This is a genomic window from Pseudomonas sp. KB_15 (assembly GCF_052114525.1).
GTDB lineage: Bacteria > Pseudomonadota > Gammaproteobacteria > Pseudomonadales > Pseudomonadaceae > Aquipseudomonas.
Genome location: NZ_JBFREX010000014.1, coordinates 1 through 22,448 on the forward strand (window position 1 = coordinate 1; position 22,448 = coordinate 22,448).

Below are 22,448 nucleotides of genomic sequence, written 5' to 3' on the forward strand. Positions count from 1 at the left end.
GTCGACATTTTTGTTGACTGGCCCACCGCTATCGTCGGAACGCCGCCCGGAGCAAGCTCGCTCCCACAGGGGATCGTGGTGACTGCATGAATCTGCGGGCAAAAAAAAGCGCTGCCATCCCGGCAGCGCTTTTTCTTGATCAATCCGTTGTTCTTCTTATCCTTCCATCACATCCCACAACGCATCCAGTTCCGCCTCGCTGAATAAACCAGCAGGGTAACGCTCGATCATCGTCCGGCGCGGATCAGTTTCGCTGATCTGACGCATTCCATTGGACTTGAACCAGTGCGCCAGGATCTGGAGCGATTCGCTGTTTACTGCCAGGGGATGCAACGCCTTTTCGCCCACAACATTCACTTCGGCGTTCATTTCAGCGCTCTCTCCCGGTTTGTGAGCGGCTAACTTATCCAAGGTTTATGACAGAACATCGAAGTCCTCTCCCTCCCCGAGTTACAACAGCAGAGATACAAGAGCTGTGCCAAGGTGTCTGAAGTGAGCCCTGGCGGATACAAAAAAGCCCGCAACCCTGAAGGGCTGCGGGCTCCGTGCAATGATGGAGGCTGATTTACAGGCTGAGAAATTTCGCAATCAACTCAAGCTGTTACGACCGCACTCACTCCTTGTGCGGCGCGGGTTGCTGCTGGGTAAGGCAGTGAATGTTGCCGCCCCCCAGTAACAGTTCACGACCAGGCACCATCACCACTTCATGCTGTGGGAACAGGCTCTGCAGGATTTCCCTGGCCGGGCCATCCTGCGGGTCGTCAAAGCTCGGTGCGATGATGCCGCCGTTGACGATCAGGAAGTTCACGTAGGAACCGGCCAGACGAACGCTAGGGTTGCGCTCCTGCGTACCATCCACCGGGTCGACACCGGCGCACTCTTCCTCGGTCGCAAACAGCGGACCCGGGATCGGCATTTTGTGCACCGTGAACGGGCGGCCCTTGGCGTCGGTGCTGCTTTGCAGCACTTTCATCGCCGCCTGGCAGCGCGGGTAGTTCGGGTCCTGCGGATCATCGGTCCAGGCCAGCAGCACTTCGCCCGGACGCACGTAGCAGCAGAAGTTATCCACATGGCCGTCGGTTTCGTCGTTGAACAAACCATCCGGCAGCCAGATGATTTTATCCACAGCCAGGTTCGCACTCAGGACCGCTTCGATTTCTTCGCGGTTCATGTGCGGGTTGCGATTGCGGTTGAGCAGGCATTCTTCGGTGGTGATCAGCGTGCCTTCGCCATCGACGTGAATCGAACCACCTTCAAGCACGAAGCCTTCGGTGCGGTAACGCGGGCTGCGTTCGATCTCGAGGATCTTGCCACCGACCTGCGAATCACGGTTCCACGGCGAATACAGACCGCCGTCAAAACCGCCCCAGGCATTGAAGTCCCAGTTCACACCACGGACTTCGCCACTGTTATTGATGACGAAGGTCGGACCGGAGTCGCGAACCCAGGCGTCGTCGCTGGACATTTCCACCACGCGAATATTCGGCACGTCCAGACGGGCACGGGCGTTTTCGTACTGGCCGGCGGAAACCGCCACGGTCACCGGTTCGAAACGGGCGATGGCTTTGGCCACTGCCACGTGCGCGGCCTGTGCCGGTTTGCCACCCAGGCGCCAGTTGTCCGGGCGCTCGGGCCAGATCATCCAGGTCTGGGTTTGGGGTGCCCACTCGGCTGGCATGTAGAAGCCGTCGGCGCGAGGGGTGCTGTTCAAAGTGGTCATGGATCAGGACTCCAGGGTGGCGTTGATGCCTGACAGAAAAGAAAGCGCATGGGTACACGCCGTGGACTGGTCACTTTATATCCGATAAATATCGGCTTTTAAAGCACCTTACATCCAGACTTACAAAAACAGTCGACAATATGTCGATATCAATCGAACTAGAACCACCATTCATGTGGGAGCGGGCTTGCTCGCGAAGAGGCCGGTACATCCGACGCAAATATTGAGCCTGGAATACCGCTTTCGCGAGCAAGCCCGCTCCCACATTGGGCCGCATTTACAGAGGGAGGTGTTTACAGCCCTTCTGCAAGCACCTTCGACAGCATGTCCACGAAGAAATCCACGCTCTGGCGCGAGGTGACCATCGGCGGTTTGATCTTGAGGATGTTCAGGTAATCGCCGGTCGGCTGCATGAAGATCCCCAGCTCACGCAAGCGATCGCACAGTGCCGTGGTTTCTTCGGTGGCCGGCTCCAGGGTTTCGCGGTTGCGGATCAGTTCGACGCCCAGGTAGAAACCGGAACCGTGCACCGCACCCACTAACGGATGAATATCGATCAACGCTTCGAGGCGCTGCTTGAAATGCCCGCCAACGACCTGGGCGTTCTCCCAGAGCTTTTCCTCTTCCATCACATCCAGCACGGCCATGCCGACCTGGCAGCTCACCGGGCTGCCGCCAGCGGAGGAGAAGAAGTAACCCTCGGCCTCGAGCGCCTCGGCGATTTCCCGGCGGGTGATGACCGCGCCCAGCGGCTGGCCGTTGCCCATGCCCTTGGCCATGGTGATGATGTCCGGCACCACGCCTTGCTCTTCGAAGCCCCAGAAGAAATCGCCCATGCGTCCGTAGCCGACCTGCACTTCGTCGGCGATGCACACGCCGCCCCGGGCCCGGACCATGCCATAGACTTGTTTCAAATAGCCGGGTGGCAGCGAGATACCGCCGGCATTGCCGTACACCGGCTCGCAGATGAAACCGGCCAGTTGGCGTTTCTGCCCGGCGATTTTCGCCAGGTTGTGCTCGACGCTGCGCACATAATCCGGCGCACTGTCGGGGCCACGGAATTCACCGCGATAGGTGTTTGGCGCGGTCACCGGGTGCACCCAGTCCGGGCGGCTGCTCAAGGCCTTGGGGTTGTCGGCGATCGAGGTCGACACCGAGTCTGCGCCAACCGTCCAGCCGTGATAGGCCTCCAGCACGCTAAGCATGTCTCGGCCGCCGCTGTAGGCCCACGCCAGGCGAATCGCCAGGTCGTTGGCCTCGCTGCCGCTGTTGACCAGGAACACCCGATCCATGCCTTCCGGGGACAGCTTCAGCAAACGCTCGGAGAACTCGGCCACGGCTGCGTAGTTGAAGCGCGAGTTGGTGTTGAGCAATGACCACTGGCGGCTGGCGACGACGGCCATGCGTGGATGACCGTGACCCAATACCGCAACGTTGTTGAGCATGTCGAGGTAGGATCGGCCCTGCATGTCGATCAGATGGTTGCGCCAGCCACGCTCGATGCGCGGCGGATCAACGTAATAGTGCTTTTGCGTACGGGCAAAGCTGGCATCGCGCCGGGCCAACAGGGTCGGTCCGTCAAGCTCGGCTTCGGCATCACAGGCCAGCCCCAGCAACGCGGCCGGCGAAGGGCACAACGCTTGCCAGGCCGCCGCGCGCGAAGGCGTACAGAACAGTGGTGCATCAATCGACGCGTCACGGCACAACTGCACGATCAAAGGCCCGCTGACCGAACCCAGTACCTGGCCTTTGACCAGTGCCGCGCCGCTGTGCAGCGACGGTGTGACGCCCCAAAGCCGCACACTCAATTGCGGGCCGTCCAGTTGCAGCACGCCCGTCGATGGGTAATGCACCACCCCCGCAAACGGCGCTTCGACCGCTGTACCCTGAGGCACACGCAACTCGACGTGCAACGGGCAAGTGTCCGGTTCAGTGGCGCTGTCCGGGCGGGTATGGGACAGGCGGTATTGTCCGTAGCGACTGGCCGCCAGGCCATGTGCCGCGGCCGCTTCATCCAGCAGGCGCTGATCGACTCCCTCCTGCTCCCAGTTCCCGGCCTCGAAATGCGGACTGAGCACGCCCAGGTCGATCAAGGCGAACTCACGCCCCACCAGGCTCGGCAACAGTGGCGCGAAGCCTTCGCTGCCGATGGCTGGCAGGTTCTGGCCGACGGCCGTGAGGATTGCCGCTTCCATCAACGCCAACGGCACCGACGTGGCCACACGGAAGATTTCCCATTCATGGACCAGGTTGTCGCGGCTGTAGGCATTGCCCGGATCGATGCTGACCTGCTGTTCGCCGCTGAGCACCAGCACCGCCGCCCGGGCGACGATCAGCGGCCACAGCGCCAGCAGCTCTTCGTGTTGCAACGGGTTGACCGCGTGATACGCCTGGATTGCCGGCAAAATGCACAACGGATCGCCTTCGCCATGATGCAGCAGCGCAGCGCAGGTGACCGACAGATCGGTAATGCGCCAGGTGCGCACCAGGTCACCGAAATCGATCACGCCTTGCAGTTGCCAATGGCGTTGCGCATCGCGCTGCCACACCACGTTGTCGTCGGTGATGTCCATATGAATGGCCTGCACCGGCAGTTTGGCTTCCAGTGGCTGCAAATGCCGCTCGGCTTGCCCGGACGCTTCGACGATCAGTTTGCGCCGGGTTTCATCCTTGATCACCGGCAGCAAGTGCGCGATCAAGGCGTGGGCATGGCGGGCGTCCCATTGCAGGGTTCGCTCCAGCCCTGGATGGTCGAAATCCGCCAGGGCCAGGTCCATCTCGCCGCACAGTCGGCCGAAACCGGCCACCACCGTACGACTGAAATGCCCGAGGCTCGTCAAGGGCTGGCCTTCGATGTAATCGAGCAGTCGCACATGAACCGCCTGGCCACCCACCTCCAGTGACAGCAGGTCCGCACCATTTTTTGCCGGCATCACCCGCGGCACATGCACTTGCGGGTGCCCATCCAGATGCTTGAGGCCGGCGTGCTGGGCTTGAATCTCCAGCGCGGAATAATCGCCACGGCAGATTTTCAGGACAAAACGCCCCCGCTCGCTGTCGACGCGGTAGTTCAGGTCTTGCTGGCTGCCAAGGGCCTGCAATCTGCCGCTGAACCCGTAATGTTCTTCCAGCAGTTCTAGCGCCTGCTCCGCAGACACCTGCGGGCTGGGCAAACTGGCGCGATGAATCAACGTGGCGAGCGGCATACAACGACCCCTGAAATTTTATTAGGCGTCTATATCGCCACTGCTTCGGGCGATACGCAACCCCCCGCAAGCCGGTATGAGGGCATTTGTGGGAGCGGGCTTGCTCCGGGCGGCGTTCCGACGAAGGCGGGGTGACAGGCAGCCTGAATGTGACTGACACGCCCTCTTCGCGAGCAAGCCCGCTCCCACAGGCTTTGTTCTGCTACTCGCCTCGAATGGCACTTTGCGCAAGAATGGCGGCCATCAAACGCCTGTTACTGGAGAATCACCATGAATGTAGTGACCACCGACCTGCCCGGTGTTCTGATCCTTGAACCCAAGGTCTTTGGTGACGAGCGTGGTTTCTTCTACGAAAGCTTCAACGCCAGGGCCTTCAAAGAGGCCACCGGACTCGACACTGATTTCGTTCAAGACAATCACTCCCGCTCGCAGAAGGGCGTGCTGCGCGGTCTGCATTACCAACTGGAAAATACCCAGGGAAAACTGGTTCGCGTCACGGTCGGTGAAGTGCTGGACGTCGCCGTGGACATACGCCGCAGCTCGCCGCACTTCGGTAAATGGGTCGCCGTGCGCCTGTCTGCCGACAATCATCGCCAGCTCTGGGTCCCGGAAGGTTTCGCCCACGGGTTCGTGGTCTTGAGCGAATTTGCCGAGTTTCTTTACAAAACCACCGACTACTACACGCCATCGGCCGAGCGCAGTATTCGCTGGGACGACCCGGACCTGGCCATCGACTGGCAATTGGACGCAGCACCGCAGTTGTCGGCAAAAGATCAGGCCGGCGTATTTTTCAAGGATGCCGACGTCTTTGCCTGATAGGCCGGCTGAAGCTCGCCTATCAAGATGCACCTGACCCAAGGCGGGCAAGCCTAGGCATAATGCGCCTGTACCCACAGGCGCATGCTGCTTATGAAACCGACCCTCCCCCCCAGACCCCGCTGGCGCAGCCTGGCCCTGCTGGCACTGTGCCTGGCGCCATTGCTGTGGCCGCTGGAGCATCTTGCCGAGCGCTATTACCGCAGCGAACTGGCCAGTCAGAATCGTCAGACCCTCGACCTCTACGTTGCCAACCTGTTGGGTACCCTGCACCGCTATGAAGTGTTACCGCAGATCCTCGGCGACCTGCCGGCTCTACGCGCGGTTCTCGGCGCACCGGACGATGGCGTCACCCAGGGCAATGCCAACCGCCTGCTGAAAAACATCGCCACCCAGACCGGTGCCGAAGTCATGTACCTGATGGATGTCACCGGCAAGACCCTGGCCGCCTCCAACTGGGACAAGCACGACAGTTTTGTCGGGCGCAATTTTTCCTTCCGGCCATATTTCAGCGAAGCCATGGCCGGACAGCTCGGGCGCTTTTTCGGGCTGGGCACCACCTCCGCCAAGCGCGGTTACTTCTTCGCCGCCGGTGTGCGCGATGGCGAGAAAATCGTCGGCGTGCTGGTGGTCAAGGTCGACCTCGACCACACCGAAAGCCTGTGGGGCAAGACCCCGGAACAACTGCTGCTGACCGACCACAACGGCGTCGTCATTCTCACGTCGCGACCGGAGTGGCGATTCCGCTCGACCCGCCCGTTGAACGAGGAAGAAAGCAAAGCCATCACCGCGATTCAACCCTACCCGACCCGCGAGCCAAAACCGCTGGAGCTCAATCCCAATGCCTGGCTGACCCAGACTCAGCAGATCGCCGAAACCGGCTGGAATGTCAGCATCCTCGCCCCGCGTACCTTGATCGACCGCCCGGTGCGCACGGTGGTGGCCATCGGTGGTGCAACGCTTCTGGTGTTGATGCTGCTGCTCGGGCTGATGATGCAGCGCCGCCGTCATTACCTGGAACGCATTGCCTTTGAAGCCAAGGCCCGCCGTGAACTGGAAGGTCGGGTCGCCGAACGCACCAGCGATCTCGAAGGCCTGAACCGGCGCCTGAAACAGGAAGTGCTGGAACGCGAACAGGCCCAGCAGGAGCTGGTACGCGCCCAGGATGATCTGGTGCAGGCCGGCAAATTGTCGGCACTGGGCACGATGTCGGCGAGCATCAGCCACGAACTCAATCAGCCGCTGGCAGCGATTCGCAGCTACGCGGAAAACGCCGAGGTGCTGCTCGATCACCAGCGCACCGACGATGCCCGCGGCAACCTCAAGCTGATCAGCGAATTGACCGGTCGCATGGCCTCGATCATCGCCCACCTGCGCGCCTTCGCCCGACGCGACCGGCACGCCCCGGAAAGCGTCGCCCTGCAACCGGCGCTGGATGATGCCCTGGCCCTGCTGGCCAAGCGTCGACGCAGCATGGACGTCGAACTGATCCGCGACTTGCCGGCCGCCACCCTGTGGGTCGAAGCCGGGGAAACCCGCTTGCGCCAGGTACTCGGCAATCTGCTGGCCAACGCCCTGGATGCCCTGACGGAGAAAGGTCCGCCACGTAAACTCTGGCTGAGTGCCCAATCCACGGCCGATGGCGTCAACCTGTACATTCGCGACAACGGCCCCGGCTTTTGCATGGAAGCCCTTGGGCGCGCCAGCGAGCCGTTCTACACCACCAAGACCCGAACCCAGGGCCTGGGTTTAGGGCTGGCAATTTGCGAAACCCTGATGCGCGCCTTCGGCGGTGAACTGTCGTTCGCCAACCACAAGGAAGGCGGCGCCCTGATTACCCTGAAGCTGCGCGCAGGCGCACCAGGCGTGAGCCTGCAACCGTCCGAGGACCGAAGTGCATGACCATCGACAACCGCATTCAGGTCGTGTTGATCGACGACGATCCCCACTTGCGCCAGGCCTTGAGCCAGACGCTGGATCTGGCGGGCCTGAAAATCCTGCCGCTGGCCGAAGCCAAGGGCCTGGCCGCACAACTTCAACGTGATTGGCCAGGGGTGGTGGTCAGCGACATCCGCATGCCCGGCATGGACGGTCTCGAACTGTTGACCGAACTGCACGCCCAGGACCCTGAGCTACCAGTGCTGTTGATCACCGGCCACGGCGATGTACCGTTGGCGGTGCAGGCCATGCGCGCCGGGGCTTATGACTTTCTGGAGAAGCCGTTCGCCAGCGACGCCCTGCTCGACAGCGTGCGCCGCGCGTTGGCCCTGCGCCGACTGGTGCTGGACAACCGCAGCCTGCGGTTGGCCTTGAGTGACCGCAACGAGCTGAGCACACGACTGGTTGGTCAATCATCTTCGATGCTGCGCCTGCGCGAGCAGATCGGCGCCCTGGCGGCGACCAGAGCCGACGTGCTGATCCTCGGCGAAACCGGCGCGGGCAAAGAAGTCGTGGCCCGGGCGCTGCACGATTTATCAGGCCGTCGTAACGGACCGTTCGTGGCGATCAACGCCGGTGCCCTGGCCGAATCAGTGGTCGAAAGCGAGCTGTTCGGCCACGAGCCCGGCGCTTTCACTGGCGCGCAGAAACGCCGCATCGGCAAGTTCGAATTCGCCAATGGCGGCACGCTATTCCTTGATGAAATCGAAAGCATGAGCCTGGATGTACAGGTCAAATTGCTGCGCTTGCTGCAGGAGCGTGTAGTCGAACGCCTGGGCGGCAATCAACTGATCCCCCTGGATATCCGCATCATCGCCGCGACCAAGGAAGACCTGCGCCAGGCAGCGGATCAAGGGCGCTTCCGTGCCGACTTGTATTACCGCCTGAACGTCGCGCCGCTGCGGATTCCACCCTTGCGCGAACGGGGCGAAGACGCGCTGATGCTGTTCCAGCATTTCGCCGATGAAGCCAGTGCCCGCCACGGCTTGCCGCCCCATGAACTGCAACCGGGGCAACGAGCCTTGCTGCTTCGCCACACCTGGCCCGGCAACGTGCGCGAGCTGCAAAACGCGGCCGAGCGTTTTGCCCTCGGGCTGGAACTGGCCCTCGACAACAGCACGCCGCAAGGCGGCGCTGGCAATATGGCCGAAGTCGTCAGTGGTGGTTTGAGCGAGCAAGTGGAGAACTTCGAAAAAACGCTCATCGCCGCCGAACTGGCGCGCTCGCACAGTTCCGTGCGCAGCGTCGCCGAAGCCCTCGGCATTCCGCGCAAGACCCTGCACGACAAACTGCGCAAACACGGCCTGAGTTTCGCCGACAGTGGTGCTTCAGCCCACCCTGACGACCTCGACTGAGTTACCGTCCAATCATCCACTTCAAGCAAGAGGCCCCCTGAATGAGCCGCGACAGTCGACAACTGGAATCAGTCCTCCATCACGACATTCCCCTCACCCGGGACATGGGCCTCAAAGTGCTCGACTGGCATGACCAGCAACTGCGCCTGCACTTGCCGCTGGAAGCCAACGTCAACCACAAGAGCACCATGTTCGGCGGCAGCCTGTATTGCGGCGCGGTCCTGGCCGGTTGGGGCTGGCTGCATTTGCGACTCAAGGAAGAAGGTATTACAGACGGGCACATCGTGATTCAGGAAGGGCAGATCAGCTATCCGCTGCCGGTGACGGGCGATGCCAACGCCATTTGCCAGGCGCCGGATCCGGTGATCTGGAAGAAATTCCTGACCACGTTCCAGCGATACAGCCGAGCGCGGTTGACCTTGCATACGCGGGTCGTCAATGAAGGCCGTGAAGAGGATGCGGTGAGGTTTGTCGGGCAGTACGTGCTGCACCGCTAAATCGGGACCACCGCAAAACCTGTGGGAGCGAGCTTGCTCGCGATGGGGTCGTCCAGGCCAACATTGTAGTTGCCTGACCCACCGCCATCGCGAGCAAGCTCGATTTCTCCCGCCACGCCGCCTTCGCCGGCAACGCCAGAAAAAACGCATTCAACAGCGACTCCCGCGCCGGATAACTGAACGGCTCACCGCTCAGCTCCAGCACTTCACCGCCTGCACCTTCCAGTACGCCTTGGGCGGCCGCCGTGTCCCACTGCGAAGTCGGTGCAAGGCGCGGATAGCAATCTGCGGCCCCTTCAGCCAGCAAACAGAATTTCAGCGAACTGCCGATATTGGCCAGTTGCAGCTCGCCAAGGCTGGCGCTCAACCCGGCCAGTAACCGCTCCTGCTCCGGGCTCGAATGGCGACGGCTGGCCACCACGGTGAACGACTCGCCGGGCGCCGGGACGTCTCGCACCTGAATCGCCATCGGCGTGCCGCCCTTATCGCCACGCCACGCGCCGAGCCCTGCACCACCGACATAGAAACGCCCGTTGGTCGGCATCGACACCACGCCGAACACCACTCGACCGTTTTCGATCAGGGCGATGTTGACGGTGAACTCCTCGCTGCCGCTGATGAACTCCTTGGTGCCATCCAGCGGATCGACCAGCCACCAGCGCTGCCATCCGGCCCGCACGCTTTGGGGAATATTGGCGTCCTCTTCGGAGAGCACCGGGATGCCCGGATCGAGCGCCGTCAGCCCGGCCAGAATCAGGTGGTGCGCGGCCAGGTCAGCAGCGGTCACCGGCGAATCATCAGCCTTCGCCGTGACGGCGGTGCCTGTGCGCCAGAACGGCAGGATCGCATCCCCTGCCTGCAAGGCCAGTTCGATGACCGGTGCCATCAATGGATGCGGGAAATTCATGGCTGGAACGCTCCGCGCTGAGTCAACAGGTCTCGGGCCAGGTACAGCGCCGCCAAGGCACGGCCTTCGGTAAATTGCGGGTTTTGTGCCAGCGCCGAGAGCTCACGCAGATTGACCTTGTCCACCCGCATCGGCTCTGGCTCGTCGCCCTCCAGGCGCTCTTCGTAGAGGTCGGAGGCCAGTACCACTTGAATCTTCTGGCTCATGTAACCGGGGGACAGCGACAGCTCGGTCAGGTGCTCCAGCTGCCGCGCGCCGAAACCAGCCTCTTCCTTGAGCTCACGCTCGGCCGCCGCCAACACGTCTTCGCCCGGCTCGATCAAGCCCTTGGGCAACGACATTTCATATTCATCCGTGCCGCCGCAATACTCCTCGACCAGCACCGCGTGCTCGGCATCGAGCATCGCCACGATCATCACCGCGCCGTACCCGGCACCCTTGCCGACCAGGCGTTCATACGTGCGCTCCACGCCGTTGGAAAAACGCAGCTTCAGCTCTTCCACGCAGAACAATCGACTGGTGGCGACAATTTCGCGGGCGAGTATGGTGGGTTTCTGGCGCATGCAAAGCTCCTTGGCGTGAACGCGCTACTATAACGCGGCTTACCCGATTGTTTATGCCAGATATCTTTCTACCGCCCGAGACTTTGCCATGCCTTCATTACCCTGGTCCGACATCGATACCGTTCTGCTGGACATGGACGGCACGCTGCTGGACCTGCATTTCGACAACCACTTCTGGATGGAGCATCTGCCCCAGCGTTACGCCGAACTGCACGGGGTCAGCCGGGCCATGGCCGAGATGGAGTTGCAGCCGTTGTTCGAGCGCAATGCCGGCCAGTTGCAGTGGTACTGCCTGGATTTCTGGAGCGCCGAATTGAAGCTGTCGGTGCGCGACCTGAAACTGGAAACCGCTCACCTGATCGCCCTGCGCCCGGATGCCGATACCTTTCTGGCGGCGATCAAACAGGCCGGCAAGCGCGTGGTGCTGATCACCAATGCCCATCGGGATGCGCTGTCGTTGAAGCTGGAAAAAATCCAACTGGCGCCCTACTTCGAACGTTTGATCAGCTCCCATGACTACGGTTTCCCCAAGGAAAACCCGCAGTTCTGGGATGCGCTGCAAGCCGATATCGATTTCGATCCGGCGCGCAGCCTGTTCATCGACGACACCTTGCCGATCCTGCGCAGTGCACGGGATTTCGGTGTAGCGCATTTACTGGCCGTGCGCGAGCCAGACAGCCGCAAGGGGCCGAAGGACACCGCGGAGTTTGCAGCGGTCGGGGATTATCGGGATTTGATTGCAGGGCTCTAGACCGAGTTGCCAGCAATCGCGAGCAAGCTCGCTCCCACATTGGAACTTCGGTGAACACAATATTTGCTCACGACGGAATTCAGTGTGGGAGCGAGCTTGCTCGCGATAGCGGTCTTGAAGATTACTCAGGAATCCGCAACGACTGCCCCGGATAGATCTTGTCCGGGTGCGACAGCATCGGTTTATTGGCCTCGAAGATTTTGTTGTACTGGTTGGCATYGCCATATACGGCCAAGGATATCGCGCTGAGGGTGTCGCCCTTTTTCACGACCACAAAACGCGCCGCAGCAACGACAGGCCCGGTCACGGTAATCTGATCATCCACGCTGCCAACCCCGGCGATGTTGCCCACCGCCAGCAGGATCTTCTCCTTCTCTTCCTGGCTCGCCACTTCGCCGGTCACCGTGACCTTGTCGCCATCGACCGTCGCCTGCACATTCGGGTTGCCCAGGCCGACCTTTTTGATGTGCTCCTTCAACTGCTCACTGGCATTGGCGTTGCCAGGCGTCAGCAAATCCAGCAGCTTTTCGCCTGCTTCTTTCACAAAGCTAAAAAGACTCATGGTGCACTCTCCTTGGGTTTCGGGTTCCGGACGCCAAAGCCTAGACCACGACTGTCACCTGCGATTCCAACCCGACCAATGACCCCGCTTGCGATAGAATCGGCCCCCTTCCCGCACCCAGGAGCGAAGATGGACATCAAGCAGCTGAAATTCCTCATCGCGCTCGACGAAACCCGCCATTTCGGCCAGGCCGCCGCACGCTGCCACATCACCCAGCCGACCCTGTCCATGCGCCTGCGCAGCCTCGAAGAAGAACTCGACCTGCCGCTGGTCAATCGTGGTCAGCGCTTCGAAGGTTTTACGGCGCCGGGCGAGCGGGTGCTGGCCTGGGCGCGCACGGTGCTGGCGGCCTACGACGGCCTGTACGCCGAGGCGGCCGCCTGTCGCGGCAACCTGGTCGGGACCTTGCGTCTGGGTATGGTGCCACTGTCGAGCTTCGATCCGTTGCCGCTGCTGCAACGCCTGCACGGGGAACATCCGAACCTGCGCTTCGAACTCTCGGCACTGAGCTCCGAGCAGATCCTCGAACAACTGGCGAATAATCGCCTGGACCTCGGCGTCTCCTACCTGGAGCGCCTGGACACCGAACATTTCGACTCCCTGGCTTTCAGCGAAACCCGCATGGGCCTGCTCTACGACCAACGCTTTTTCACCTTTGGCGAGGCGCCGCTGAGCTGGGAATCATTGATCGAACTGCCACTGGGCATGCTCACCAGCGGCATGCACTTTCGCCAGTCCATCGACCACAACTTCCACAGCCGCGGCCTCACCCCACAACCCTTGTTGCAGACCGATGCCGTCCATCAACTGTTACAAGCTGTGCACGGCGGCCTGTGTTGCGCCGTGATGCCATTGGACGGTGGCCTCGAAGGGCTGACCGAACACTTGCGCCTGCAACCCATCGAAAGCGCCCAGACCCTTGGTCGGCTGGGGCTGATCATGCGTCGTAGCGCACCGCGATCGGCGCTGGCAGAGGCGTGCTTCGCGATTTATCAGCAATCACTGACGCGCGCCTGATCGACGGCATCTATCGGCAGATCAGTACTAACGATTAGACGTGACAAGTTGTCACGCCTAGTCTTAAAGCTGATCAAACCGTCGGTGATGCCATGAACACCAAGCGCCCTGCCTGCGCGGCGCCTGCCCTCGAAACGCCCGCGCCCGCCGCCAGCCAGACATACAGTTACAGCAACCTTGAAGACACGGAGTCGACCAGCACCGCGCTGGCCGAGGAAGTCGCGTTGGCGATTGCTTACAACGGCATCAGCCAGGCGGTCATGCTGGTGACACCGACGGACCTCGAAGACTTCATCGTCGGCTTCAGCCTGGGCAGCGGCATCATCCAGGACGCCACGGACATCTATGACCTGCAACTCAGCGGCTCGGGGGCGGCGCAATACGCGCAAGTGACCATTGCCAACCGCGCCTTCTGGAACCTCAAGCAACAGCGACGGCAACTGGCCGGCACCAGCGGTTGCGGGCTGTGCGGCGTGGAAGCGGTCGAGCAGGCGTTGCCGGACCTTCAGGTATTGCCCGGCGCCCCGCTGCCGCCAGTCGAATGGCTGGATGGTCTGCGCGAGCGAATCGGCGCCTTCCAGCCCTTGGGCCAGCATTGCGGTGCCGTGCATGCGGCAGTGTTCATGAATGACAAGGGCGAGTTGCTGCTGGGTCGCGAAGACATCGGCCGGCACAACGCCCTCGACAAGCTGATCGGTGGACTTGTCCGCCAGAACATCCCGACCGCGGGCGGCCTGGCGATTGTCACCAGCCGTTGCAGCCTCGAACTGATCCAGAAAGTCTTGCGCGCCGGCATCCAGACCCTGGTCAGCCTGTCGTCGCCCACGGGCCTCGCCGTGCAATGGGCCCGTCGGCACAACCTCAATCTCATCCATCTGCCACAGAAGAATGCGCCGCGGGTCTACAGCCCAACGTTGGAGAAACAAGCGTGAGTCAACACCGTCAAGCCGACCAGAAACCCGTCCCTCGCTACAAGCCCTACAAAGGCCCGGCCGGTGGCTGGGGCGCACTGATCAGCGTCGCCCAGGCCTGGTTGACCAGCGACAACGCGCTGAAAAACCTGCGCATGATGCTCAAGACCAACAAGAACGGCGGCTTCGACTGTCCCGGTTGCGCCTGGGGCGACTCTCAGGAAGGCGGCATGGTGATGTTCTGCGAGAACGGCGCCAAGGCGGTGAACTGGGAAGCGACCAAACGCCGTGTCGATGCCAAATTCTTCGCCAGACACAGCGTCACTTCGCTGCTGGAGCAAAGCGATTATTGGCTCGAATATCAGGGCCGCCTGACTGAGCCAATGAGCTACAACGCCGAGACCGATCGCTACCAACCGATCAGTTGGGACGACGCGTTCGCGCTGATCGCCAAACACCTGAACGGCTTGTCGAGCCCGGATCAGGCCGAGTTCTACACCTCGGGGCGGGCCAGCAACGAAGCGGCTTTTCTCTATCAGCTGTTCGTGCGCGCCTATGGCACCAACAACTTCCCTGACTGCTCGAACATGTGTCACGAGGCCAGCGGTGTCGCGTTGTCGCAAAGTGTCGGTGTCGGCAAAGGCACCGTGACGTTCGACGACTTCGAACACGCCGATGCGATTTTCGTCTGGGGCCAGAACCCCGGCACCAACCACCCACGGATGCTCGAACCGCTGCGCGAAGCGGTGAAGCGCGGCGCTCAAGTGGTGTGCATCAACCCGCTGAAAGAGCGCGGCCTGGAGCGCTTCCAGCATCCGCAGCACGCGATCGAAATGCTCACCAACGGCGACAAGCCGACCAACACCGCGTTCTTCCGCCCGGCCCTGGGTGGCGACATGGCGATCATGCGCGGCATGGCGAAATTCCTCCTGCTGTGGGAGCGCGACGCGCAGAAAACCGGTGCCCCGGCGGTGTTCGACCACGACTTCCTCAATGAGCACAGCGCCAACGTGCTGGAGTACCTGGCGACTATCGACGAGACGCCGTGGGAGCAGATCGTTGAGCAGTCGGGCCTGCCCCTGGTAGAGATCGAACAAGCGGCACGCATGTATGCCAAGAGCAAGAACGTCATCATGTGCTGGGCCATGGGCATCACCCAACACCGCCATTCGGTGGCGACCATCCAGGAAATCGCCAACCTGATGTTGCTGCGCGGCAACATTGGCCGGCCGGGTGCCGGGCTGTGCCCGGTGCGTGGCCACAGCAATGTGCAGGGCGACCGGACCATGGGCATCAACGAGCGCCCGCCCGTGGCATTCCTCGACTCCCTGGAGCGTCGCTTCCAGTTCAAGGTACCGCGCCACAATGGCCACAACGTGGTCGAGGCCATTCACGCCATGGCTGAAGGCCGGGCAAAAGTCTTCATTGGTCTGGGCGGCAACTTCGCCCAGGCCACTCCAGACAGCCCGCGCACGTTCCAGGCCCTGCAAAACTGCGACCTGACCGTGCAGATCAGCACCAAGCTCAACCGCAGCCATCTGACCCACGGCAAGGACGCGCTGATCCTGCCGTGCCTGGGCCGCACCGACATCGATATCCAGACCGAAGGCCCGCAAGCGGTGACCGTCGAAGATTCGTTCAGCATGGTCCACGCCTCCAACGGTCAGTTGCAGCGGCTGTCGAACCAGATGCGTTCGGAACCGGCGATCCTGGCCGGCATCGCTGCCGCGACCCTGGGCAGCCACCCGGTGGACTGGAGCTGGCTGGTGGCCGACTACGGCCGCATCCGCGACCTGATCGCCGAGACCATTCCGGGCTTCAAGGACTTCAATGAGAAGATCAGGAATCCGGGCGGCTTCTACCTGGGCAACAGTGCCGGCGCACGCAAGTGGAATACTGCCTCGGGCCGGGCCAATTTCCGCCCGAACGCACTGCCCATAGACCTGGTGCACGAACGCACCCGCGCTACCGGTGTGCTACCGGACCTGATCATGCAATCGATGCGCTCCCACGATCAGTACAACACCACCATCTATGGCCTCAACGACCGTTATCGCGGCGTGAAGGGACAACGGGATGTGTTGTTCGTCAACGAAGCCGACATCATTCGCCTGGGCTTCAGGCCGGGGCAGAAGGCTGACATCGTTTCGCTCTGGGACGATGGCATCGAACGTCGGGTAAAAGGCTTCACGCTGCTGGCGTTTGATATCCCGGCCGGGCAAGCGGCGGCCTACTACCCGGAAGTGAACCCGCTGGTGCCGCTGGAAAGCACCGGCGATGGCAGCCATACGCCGACTTCGAAGTTCGTGGCGATCCGGTTGGAAGCGGCGAGTGAGACCGGGCTGATCATGGCCAGGTCTGCGTAATGTAGTGGCTAATCTGGCCCCATCGCGAGCAAGCTCGCTCCCACATTTGATCTTCGGCGAACACAGCATTTGTGTTCCGCCAGGATCCACTGTGGGAGCGAGCCTGCTCGCGATGGCGTCGGAAGATTCAATGCGGGTATCAGCACCGCTTGAACACTTTCCAATCGCCCACAAAAAAGGCCGTTTCCTCATGAAAACGGCCTTTGCGAAGTAGTAAAAGACCGGCAAAAAAACGTAAAGTTCCGCCCAAAAAACAGTAACTTGCAATATTGTATACAGGTCGTGTTATTCGTCGGATTTCGATTGTCACGCCCATTCCAGAGCCTCAGGATCGCGCCGTMATCCCCTTGAGGTTCCTCCATGAAGTTCTCCTCGATTCTCTTGTTGTCCCTTGGCCTGGTCAGCGGTATCGCGTCTGCTGGCGGCACCACCGAAGCCGGTGTAGGCGGCGCATTGGGCGGGGTTCTGGGCTCGGTCGTCGGCCAGTCGTTAGGCGGCAATACAGGTTCCACCATCGGCGCGGCCCTGGGTGGCGCGGGTGGTAGTGCCGTCGGCGCAAACAAGCACAGCCGTGGTGAAGCAGCCCTTGGCGGTGCGTTGGGCGCAGCAGGCGGTAACGTGGTCGGTCGCAGCATGGGCGGCACCAGCGGCAGCCTGATCGGCGCCGCAGCAGGTGGCGGTGCCGGTGGCGCGCTGGGTAACTACATGGGCAAAGAGTACGATGATGAAGGCGGCGATCGTCGTTACTATCGCGACCATGACCGTCGTCGCTACTACCGCGACGGCCACCGTCACCACGGTCATGCCTATGGCCACCGCAAGCATCGCTGGCACGACGACGACTAAGGCATCCATCGCCTCGCTATAACTGGTACATCAAAAATCGCAGCCCAAGGGCTGCGATTTTTTTTGCCTTACTGAACCACCAGACGCTGCAGCTCCCCGCGCAACCCTGCAGGAATCGCCACGGGTTGATTCGACGCTCGATCGACAAACACATGCACGAAGCGCCCTGCCGCACAGGCTTCGTCTTCCCCTTGCTTGAACACGGCCAGTTCGTATTGCACCGAGCTGTTGCCCAACTTGCCCACCCGCAGACCGATCTCGATGCGATCCGGGAAGGCAATGGAAGCAAAGTAATCACAGGAGGAACTCACCACGAACCCCACCACTTCACCGTCATGGATATCCAGGCCGCCGACTTCGATCAGGTAAGTGTTCACCGCCGTATCGAAGAAGCTGTAGTAGGTAACGTTGTTGACGTGACCGTAGGCGTCGTTGTCGTGCCAGCGGGTGGTGATGGGCTGGAAGTGGGGGTAGTCGGTGCGTTGGGGCATCAGCGTTGGTTCCTGGAGTAAGTTCGCCAAGTCTAAGACGAAAACCGCGTTATCGTTCTTCGCGAGCAAGCCCGCTCCCACATTGGATCTCGATCAGACACACTAACTGTCTTCGCCGCCGATCACCTGTGGGAGCGAGCCTGCTCGCGAAGGCGTCCTTACGGGCGCCACATCAATCACCTGTCAGCAAACCCCTTGCCAGCCGCCGCCAGCTCACCAATCACCCGCGCCGGGTTCCAGTGATCGCCCTGACGCGTCTCAAGGTCCATCAAGCGCCGATGAATGTCCGCCAACCCTTGCTGATCCGCCCAGGCCATCGGCCCGCCCTTGTCCGCCGGGAAACCGTAACCATTGAGGTAGACCAGATCGATATCGTGAGCCGATCCGGCAATGCCCTCCTGAAGGATCTTCGCGCCTTCGTTGACCAGTGCCAGCAAGCAGCGCTCGAGAATTTCTTGCGGGCCGATCTCGCGACGCTGGAACCCCAGCCCTTCACTGACTTCCAGCACCAGCGCGTCCACCTGTGGATCATGTTCGGCTTGACGGCTGCCCGGTTCATAGTGGTAATAACCATTGCCACTCTTCTGGCCAAAACGCTCCATTTCGCACAGTCGGTTATCCACCTGAACTTCCGGCGCATCCTGCCCGACACCCGACAGTTGCCGGGCGCGCCACTGCAGGTCGACGCCCACCACATCGAACATGCGGAACGGCCCCATGGCGAAACCGAAGCCTTGCAGCGCTGCATCTACCTGGTAGGGATAAGCGCCTTCCAGCAGCATTTTTCGTGCTTCGAGCACATAGGTATTGAGCATGCGGTTGCCGATGAAACCGTCGCAATTGCCCGCCACCACACTGACCTTGCCCATGCGCTGGCCGAGCGCCAGTGCCGCATCGAGGACTGCCGGTGCCGTCTGCGCGCCACGGACGATTTCCAGCAGCTTCATGATGTGCGCCGGGCTGAAGAAGTGCAGGCCCAGGACCTGCTGCGGGCGCCCCGTAACCGCAGCAATGGCGTCGATGTCCAGCGCCGAGGTATTGCTGGCCAGAATGGCTTCGGGTTTGAGCAGGCCGTCCAGTTCGCGGAAGATTTTCTGCTTGAGCTCAAGGTTTTCGTACACCGCTTCGATGACCAGGTCGACATCGCGGATGGCCACATAACCTTCTGCCGCCGTTACGCGCGCGACACGGGCATCTGCTTCGCCCTGATCAATCCGGCCCTGGCGCACGTTATGGGCGTAGGTGTCCGCCACGGTGGCCAGCGCTTGCTGCAGCATTTGCGGATTGTTGTCGACCCACTGCACGGCAACCCCGGCGTTGGCCAGGCACATGACAATGCCACGGCCCATGGTGCCCGCTCCGATGACGGCAGCGCGCTGAATATTCGTCGGTGTCTGGCTCATGTTTTGTTCTCTTGTTGGCGATCCGAAGACAGCCCTCACCATAGTCAGCCACTGCGATTTTTTGAAATTTATTCCTGTGATGAGCAACATTCAGCGGATGGATGTGCCCCTGATAACACCGCAAATCCCCGTGGGAGCGAGCCTGCTCGCGATAGCGGTGTGTCAGTCGCCATCTCTATGGGATGTGCCAACGTCATCGCGAGCAGGCTCGCTCCCACAAGGGTTACGACTCAGCCTGACAAATGTTGCTCGGCCCACCCCCGCACCCCGGCATACGGGTAATCCTCCAGCGCTGCAAAACCGGGAATCGACCGCGCCTTGAGTTTGGTGAACAGCGGCACGCTGATTCCGCACAGAAACCGTGTCACGCGTTCAGCCGAGGGCACGTTGCCCGTGTGCTGCTCGTGCCTGTGGATAAAGTCGCCACACAGCGTCTCGAAATTTTTATCCACAAGCGCCGGCAACTCCGGTGGTGCGGGCAACCGCGCCACTTGCCCGTGACACACCGAACAATGGCCACATTGCTGCGGGGCATTGTGGTCGCCGAAGTACTCAGCCAGGCGGTAACCCAGGCAACGGTCGGTGGCGAACAGATCCAGCATCGCGTGAATCCGCGCGACCTCGGTGCGCTCATGCCGAGTGAAATAGCCGTGCAGTTCCTCGCTCAATGCGGCGCTGTCGAAACCGCTTTGCAGCACGCTGTAGACCTCGGTCATCTGCTTGCTTTCCAGCTCCACCCAGCCCTTCTCCTGGAAGTAATCCAGCGCCTTGACCACCCGACTGCGTTCGGCCCGGTGCTGCTCGTACAACGCCTCGAAATTCACCGTGGCCCAGGTTCGGGCGCGGCTGGAGGTCTGGATGATCGCTGCGACAAAATCCCTGCGCTCGCCTTCGAAACGCGCCAATAGCGCCTCGGGCTCCTGCACATACTTGAAACGGTACTCGGCGTAGTAGGCGTAGCGCGGGGCGATCAACCCGCGCAATTCGAGTTGCACCAGCAAGGTCTTGAGCGGCAACTGGCGAATATTGCTCTGATCGGCCAACGGCCCCAACAGAAACTCCCACTGCCCTTCGGGTGCTGCGGCAAGCATCTCGTCCAGCACGCAACGGATGCCATCCAGCTCGGGCGTGTCGCCGTAGACGAAGTTCTCCAGCACGTTGAGGCTGTCGCGGTTGGCCAACACCAGGCAGTCCKACGGTTGCCCGTCACGCCCGGCACGGCCTATTTCCTGACTGTAGTTTTCGATGGATTTGGGCAGGTCGAAGTGCACCACGTTGCGGATGTCGCTCTTGTCGATACCCATGCCAAAGGCGATGGTGGCGACGATGCAATTGGACTGCCCGCCCATGAAGCGACGCTGGATCGCCTCCCGTTGCTCATGGGGCAACCCGGCGTGATAGGCCTCGGCCTGAATGCCGTTGCGGTTCAGGTGTTCGGCGATGTGCTCCGCCGTTTTCTGCAGGGTGACGTAGACGATGCTCGGCTGCTCCGGACGCTGGCTCATCCACTCGACGAGGCGTCTGCGCTTGTCCGCTCCGCGAACCGGCTCCACCAGCAAATTCAGGTTCGGGCGATAGAAACCGGTGGTCACTACATCCTCGGCGGCGATGGCGAATTTCGCCTGCATGTCGGCGATGACCTTCGGCGTTGCCGTTGCAGTAAGCAGCAGAACCTGAGGGATATTGAACTGGCGTTGATAATCGGGAAGCTTGAGGTAGTCCGGGCGAAAGTTATGCCCCCATTCGGAGATGCAGTGCGCCTCGTCCACCACCAGCAGCGAGATCGGTACTTGCTGCAGGAAATGGCGAAAACGCTCGTTCTTCAAGCGTTCCACCGAGATCATCAAAATCTTCAATTCGCCGGACTTGGCCCGGGCCATGACGTCACTGGCGTCATCGCGGCTCTGGGCCGAATCGATACTGCCCGCCGAGATGCCGTGGCGCTGCAGGAACGACAGCTGATCCTGCATCAACGCCAGCAACGGCGAGACCACCAGCGTCAGGTGCGGCAGCAACAGCGACGGCAATTGGTAGCAAAGGGATTTGCCCGAACCGGTGGGGAAAATCGCCGCCGCCGAACGCCCGGCCAACACAGCACTGACGGCCGTCTCCTGACCGGGTCGAAACTGTGGATAACCGAAAACCTGTTCCAGGGTGTTGTGCATAAGCTGTCACTCCATTGACCGCTGGGGAGTCAAAAGCCTGGCCGGCGATTGCAGCGAGTCAAGAAAAGGTCGGGGGCGAAAACGATAGGGGATGATACAGCGGATGGCTGCAAGGGCTTGAGGAATCGGGTAACGGACAGATCGCGAAGAGGCCAACACACCCACCGCAAAACTCGAAACACCCGACATTGTCCGAGGCACCCTCTACCGAGATTTACTGCGAAGCGACTGAAAACGCTGTAAGCATTTTTACCTCTCGCCATTTCGCGTTGAAAACCCACCACCAACCTGTAGTCCCCTTCCTCCAAATATGACAAAACCCTTACAAAGCCTGTCGATCTCAGCCGTCTTGTCCCCCAACGCCATACCCTCCTATAGTTTCCTGCGCGGCTGAAAACAGTGTCTCGGCCTGCCGGGAACACTTGCCGATTTCGCACAGGACCCACTTAATGAAAAACCCCGACTCACTGACAGCCCGCTACCACCCGCTCAAGACCCGCTACAGCGAAACCCCGGTGCTGGTCATCGATACCGAGGCCGACCCCTTCGAGATCCTCGACGCCGCCCGACAACGCATCCGCGCCGCCAGCGATCTGCTCGAAACCCTTTATTGCACCTGTTTCAAACAGGCCGAAGCGAGCGACATCCCCAAGATCGTCAGCGCCCTGTACCTGCTGACCCAGGACGGCAACGACCTGCTCGACATCGCCCGGCAACGCTTGCCGAAACACGTTGCTTGCCCCACCACAACTCCCTGTGGGAGCGGGCTTGCTCGCGAAAAACGATAACGCGGTCCACTGTGGATAACGCCGTCAGCAACGACCTATGAAAGCTTCGGCAAGGTCCTACAAAACAAGACACCTTGTCGACTATCGATGACCAGTCACTCAATCCTATAGTCCGGGCTGTCGCTGCCAAATCAGCGACTCGGGCT

At 61.2% G+C, this 22,448-nt stretch carries 18 protein-coding genes and 1 pseudogene; 10 read left to right on the plus strand and 9 right to left on the minus strand.

Going from position 1 to position 22,448, the window contains the following annotated elements:
- Positions 1-156 precede the first annotated feature (156 nt).
- The 3 genes from AB4Z35_RS14105 to AB4Z35_RS14115 all read right to left on the minus strand — a co-directional run bounded on the left by AB4Z35_RS14105 (position 157) and on the right by AB4Z35_RS14115 (position 4,926).
- Positions 157-369 carry a hypothetical protein gene (locus tag AB4Z35_RS14105; RefSeq protein ID WP_008003171.1) on the minus strand — a complete coding sequence of 71 codons (213 nt, stop codon included), beginning with the start codon at positions 367-369 and terminating at the stop codon, positions 157-159.
- A gap of 244 nt (positions 370-613) precedes the next feature.
- Positions 614-1,720, minus strand: a complete 1,107-nt coding sequence (gene aguA / locus AB4Z35_RS14110; protein WP_442097636.1) for an agmatine deiminase — start codon at positions 1,718-1,720, stop codon at positions 614-616.
- Between the two features lie 293 nt (positions 1,721-2,013).
- Complete coding sequence (locus AB4Z35_RS14115; protein WP_442097638.1) at positions 2,014-4,926, minus strand: aminotransferase; 2,913 nt, start codon at positions 4,924-4,926, stop codon at positions 2,014-2,016.
- A gap of 270 nt (positions 4,927-5,196) precedes the next feature.
- Here AB4Z35_RS14115 and rfbC point away from each other — a divergent pair, with 270 nt between their 5' ends.
- The 4 genes from rfbC to AB4Z35_RS14135 all read left to right on the plus strand — a co-directional run bounded on the left by rfbC (position 5,197) and on the right by AB4Z35_RS14135 (position 9,532).
- Positions 5,197-5,742, plus strand: coding sequence for a dTDP-4-dehydrorhamnose 3,5-epimerase (gene rfbC / locus AB4Z35_RS14120; RefSeq protein ID WP_442097639.1), 546 nt, complete (start codon positions 5,197-5,199; stop codon positions 5,740-5,742).
- A gap of 93 nt (positions 5,743-5,835) precedes the next feature.
- Positions 5,836-7,644, plus strand: coding sequence for a sensor histidine kinase (locus tag AB4Z35_RS14125; RefSeq protein WP_008003178.1), 1,809 nt, complete (start codon positions 5,836-5,838; stop codon positions 7,642-7,644).
- The gene (locus tag AB4Z35_RS14130) at positions 7,641-9,035 is read left to right on the plus strand and encodes a sigma-54-dependent transcriptional regulator (protein WP_442097641.1); all 1,395 of its coding nucleotides are present in this window, start codon (positions 7,641-7,643) and stop codon (positions 9,033-9,035) included. Before AB4Z35_RS14125 ends, AB4Z35_RS14130 begins: the two co-directional genes overlap by 4 nt.
- Before the next feature lie 41 nt (positions 9,036-9,076).
- Positions 9,077-9,532 carry a YiiD C-terminal domain-containing protein gene (locus AB4Z35_RS14135; protein ID WP_442097642.1) on the plus strand — a complete coding sequence of 152 codons (456 nt, stop codon included), beginning with the start codon at positions 9,077-9,079 and terminating at the stop codon, positions 9,530-9,532.
- Between the two features lie 88 nt (positions 9,533-9,620).
- Here the strand turns inward: AB4Z35_RS14135 and cysQ are convergent.
- A pseudogene (cysQ, locus tag AB4Z35_RS14140) lies at positions 9,621-10,439 on the minus strand (3'(2'),5'-bisphosphate nucleotidase CysQ); the annotation flags it as partial.
- A complete protein-coding gene (nudE, locus tag AB4Z35_RS14145) occupies positions 10,436-11,002 on the minus strand; it encodes an ADP compounds hydrolase NudE (RefSeq protein ID WP_008003185.1) in 567 nt (188 codons plus the stop codon). The pseudogene cysQ and the gene nudE, both read right to left, overlap by 4 nt.
- Before the next feature lie 88 nt (positions 11,003-11,090).
- Here nudE and yrfG point away from each other — a divergent pair, with 88 nt between their 5' ends.
- The gene (yrfG, locus tag AB4Z35_RS14150) at positions 11,091-11,753 is read left to right on the plus strand and encodes a GMP/IMP nucleotidase (RefSeq protein ID WP_008003188.1); all 663 of its coding nucleotides are present in this window, start codon (positions 11,091-11,093) and stop codon (positions 11,751-11,753) included.
- Between the two features lie 121 nt (positions 11,754-11,874).
- On the opposite strand, the gene lysM is transcribed toward yrfG, so the two are convergent.
- Positions 11,875-12,315, minus strand: a complete 441-nt coding sequence (gene lysM / locus AB4Z35_RS14155; protein WP_442097644.1) for a peptidoglycan-binding protein LysM — start codon at positions 12,313-12,315, stop codon at positions 11,875-11,877.
- 129 nt (positions 12,316-12,444) lie between these two features.
- On the opposite strand from lysM, the gene AB4Z35_RS14160 reads away from it, so the two are divergent.
- From AB4Z35_RS14160 to AB4Z35_RS14175, 4 genes are all read left to right on the plus strand, one after another.
- Positions 12,445-13,332: a LysR family transcriptional regulator gene (locus AB4Z35_RS14160; RefSeq protein WP_442097645.1), complete on the plus strand. Its 888-nt coding sequence runs from the start codon at positions 12,445-12,447 to the stop codon at positions 13,330-13,332.
- 92 nt (positions 13,333-13,424) lie between these two features.
- Positions 13,425-14,264: a formate dehydrogenase accessory sulfurtransferase FdhD gene (gene fdhD / locus AB4Z35_RS14165; protein WP_108230849.1), complete on the plus strand. Its 840-nt coding sequence runs from the start codon at positions 13,425-13,427 to the stop codon at positions 14,262-14,264.
- The gene (locus tag AB4Z35_RS14170; protein ID WP_442097648.1) at positions 14,261-16,609 is read left to right on the plus strand and encodes an FdhF/YdeP family oxidoreductase; all 2,349 of its coding nucleotides are present in this window, start codon (positions 14,261-14,263) and stop codon (positions 16,607-16,609) included. Before fdhD ends, AB4Z35_RS14170 begins: the two co-directional genes overlap by 4 nt.
- Positions 16,610-16,969: 360 nt before the next feature.
- Positions 16,970-17,455: a glycine zipper domain-containing protein gene (locus tag AB4Z35_RS14175; protein ID WP_108231478.1), complete on the plus strand. Its 486-nt coding sequence runs from the start codon at positions 16,970-16,972 to the stop codon at positions 17,453-17,455.
- A 68-nt stretch (positions 17,456-17,523) separates the two neighbouring features.
- On the opposite strand, the gene AB4Z35_RS14180 is transcribed toward AB4Z35_RS14175, so the two are convergent.
- The 3 genes from AB4Z35_RS14180 to AB4Z35_RS14190 form a co-directional block, all read right to left on the minus strand.
- Positions 17,524-17,946, minus strand: a complete 423-nt coding sequence (locus AB4Z35_RS14180) for an acyl-CoA thioesterase (RefSeq protein WP_442097649.1) — start codon at positions 17,944-17,946, stop codon at positions 17,524-17,526.
- Positions 17,947-18,122: 176 nt separating this feature from the next.
- A complete protein-coding gene (locus tag AB4Z35_RS14185) occupies positions 18,123-19,349 on the minus strand; it encodes a 3-hydroxyacyl-CoA dehydrogenase NAD-binding domain-containing protein (protein WP_442097650.1) in 1,227 nt (408 codons plus the stop codon).
- 230 nt (positions 19,350-19,579) lie between these two features.
- A complete protein-coding gene (locus tag AB4Z35_RS14190; RefSeq protein ID WP_442097652.1) occupies positions 19,580-21,514 on the minus strand; it encodes a RecQ family ATP-dependent DNA helicase in 1,935 nt (644 codons plus the stop codon).
- A gap of 449 nt (positions 21,515-21,963) precedes the next feature.
- Between AB4Z35_RS14190 and AB4Z35_RS14195 the strand changes: the two genes are divergently transcribed.
- Entirely contained in the window at positions 21,964-22,302 is a 339-nt protein-coding gene (locus tag AB4Z35_RS14195; RefSeq protein ID WP_442097653.1) for a hypothetical protein, read from the plus strand.
- Positions 22,303-22,448: the final 146 nt, after the last annotated feature.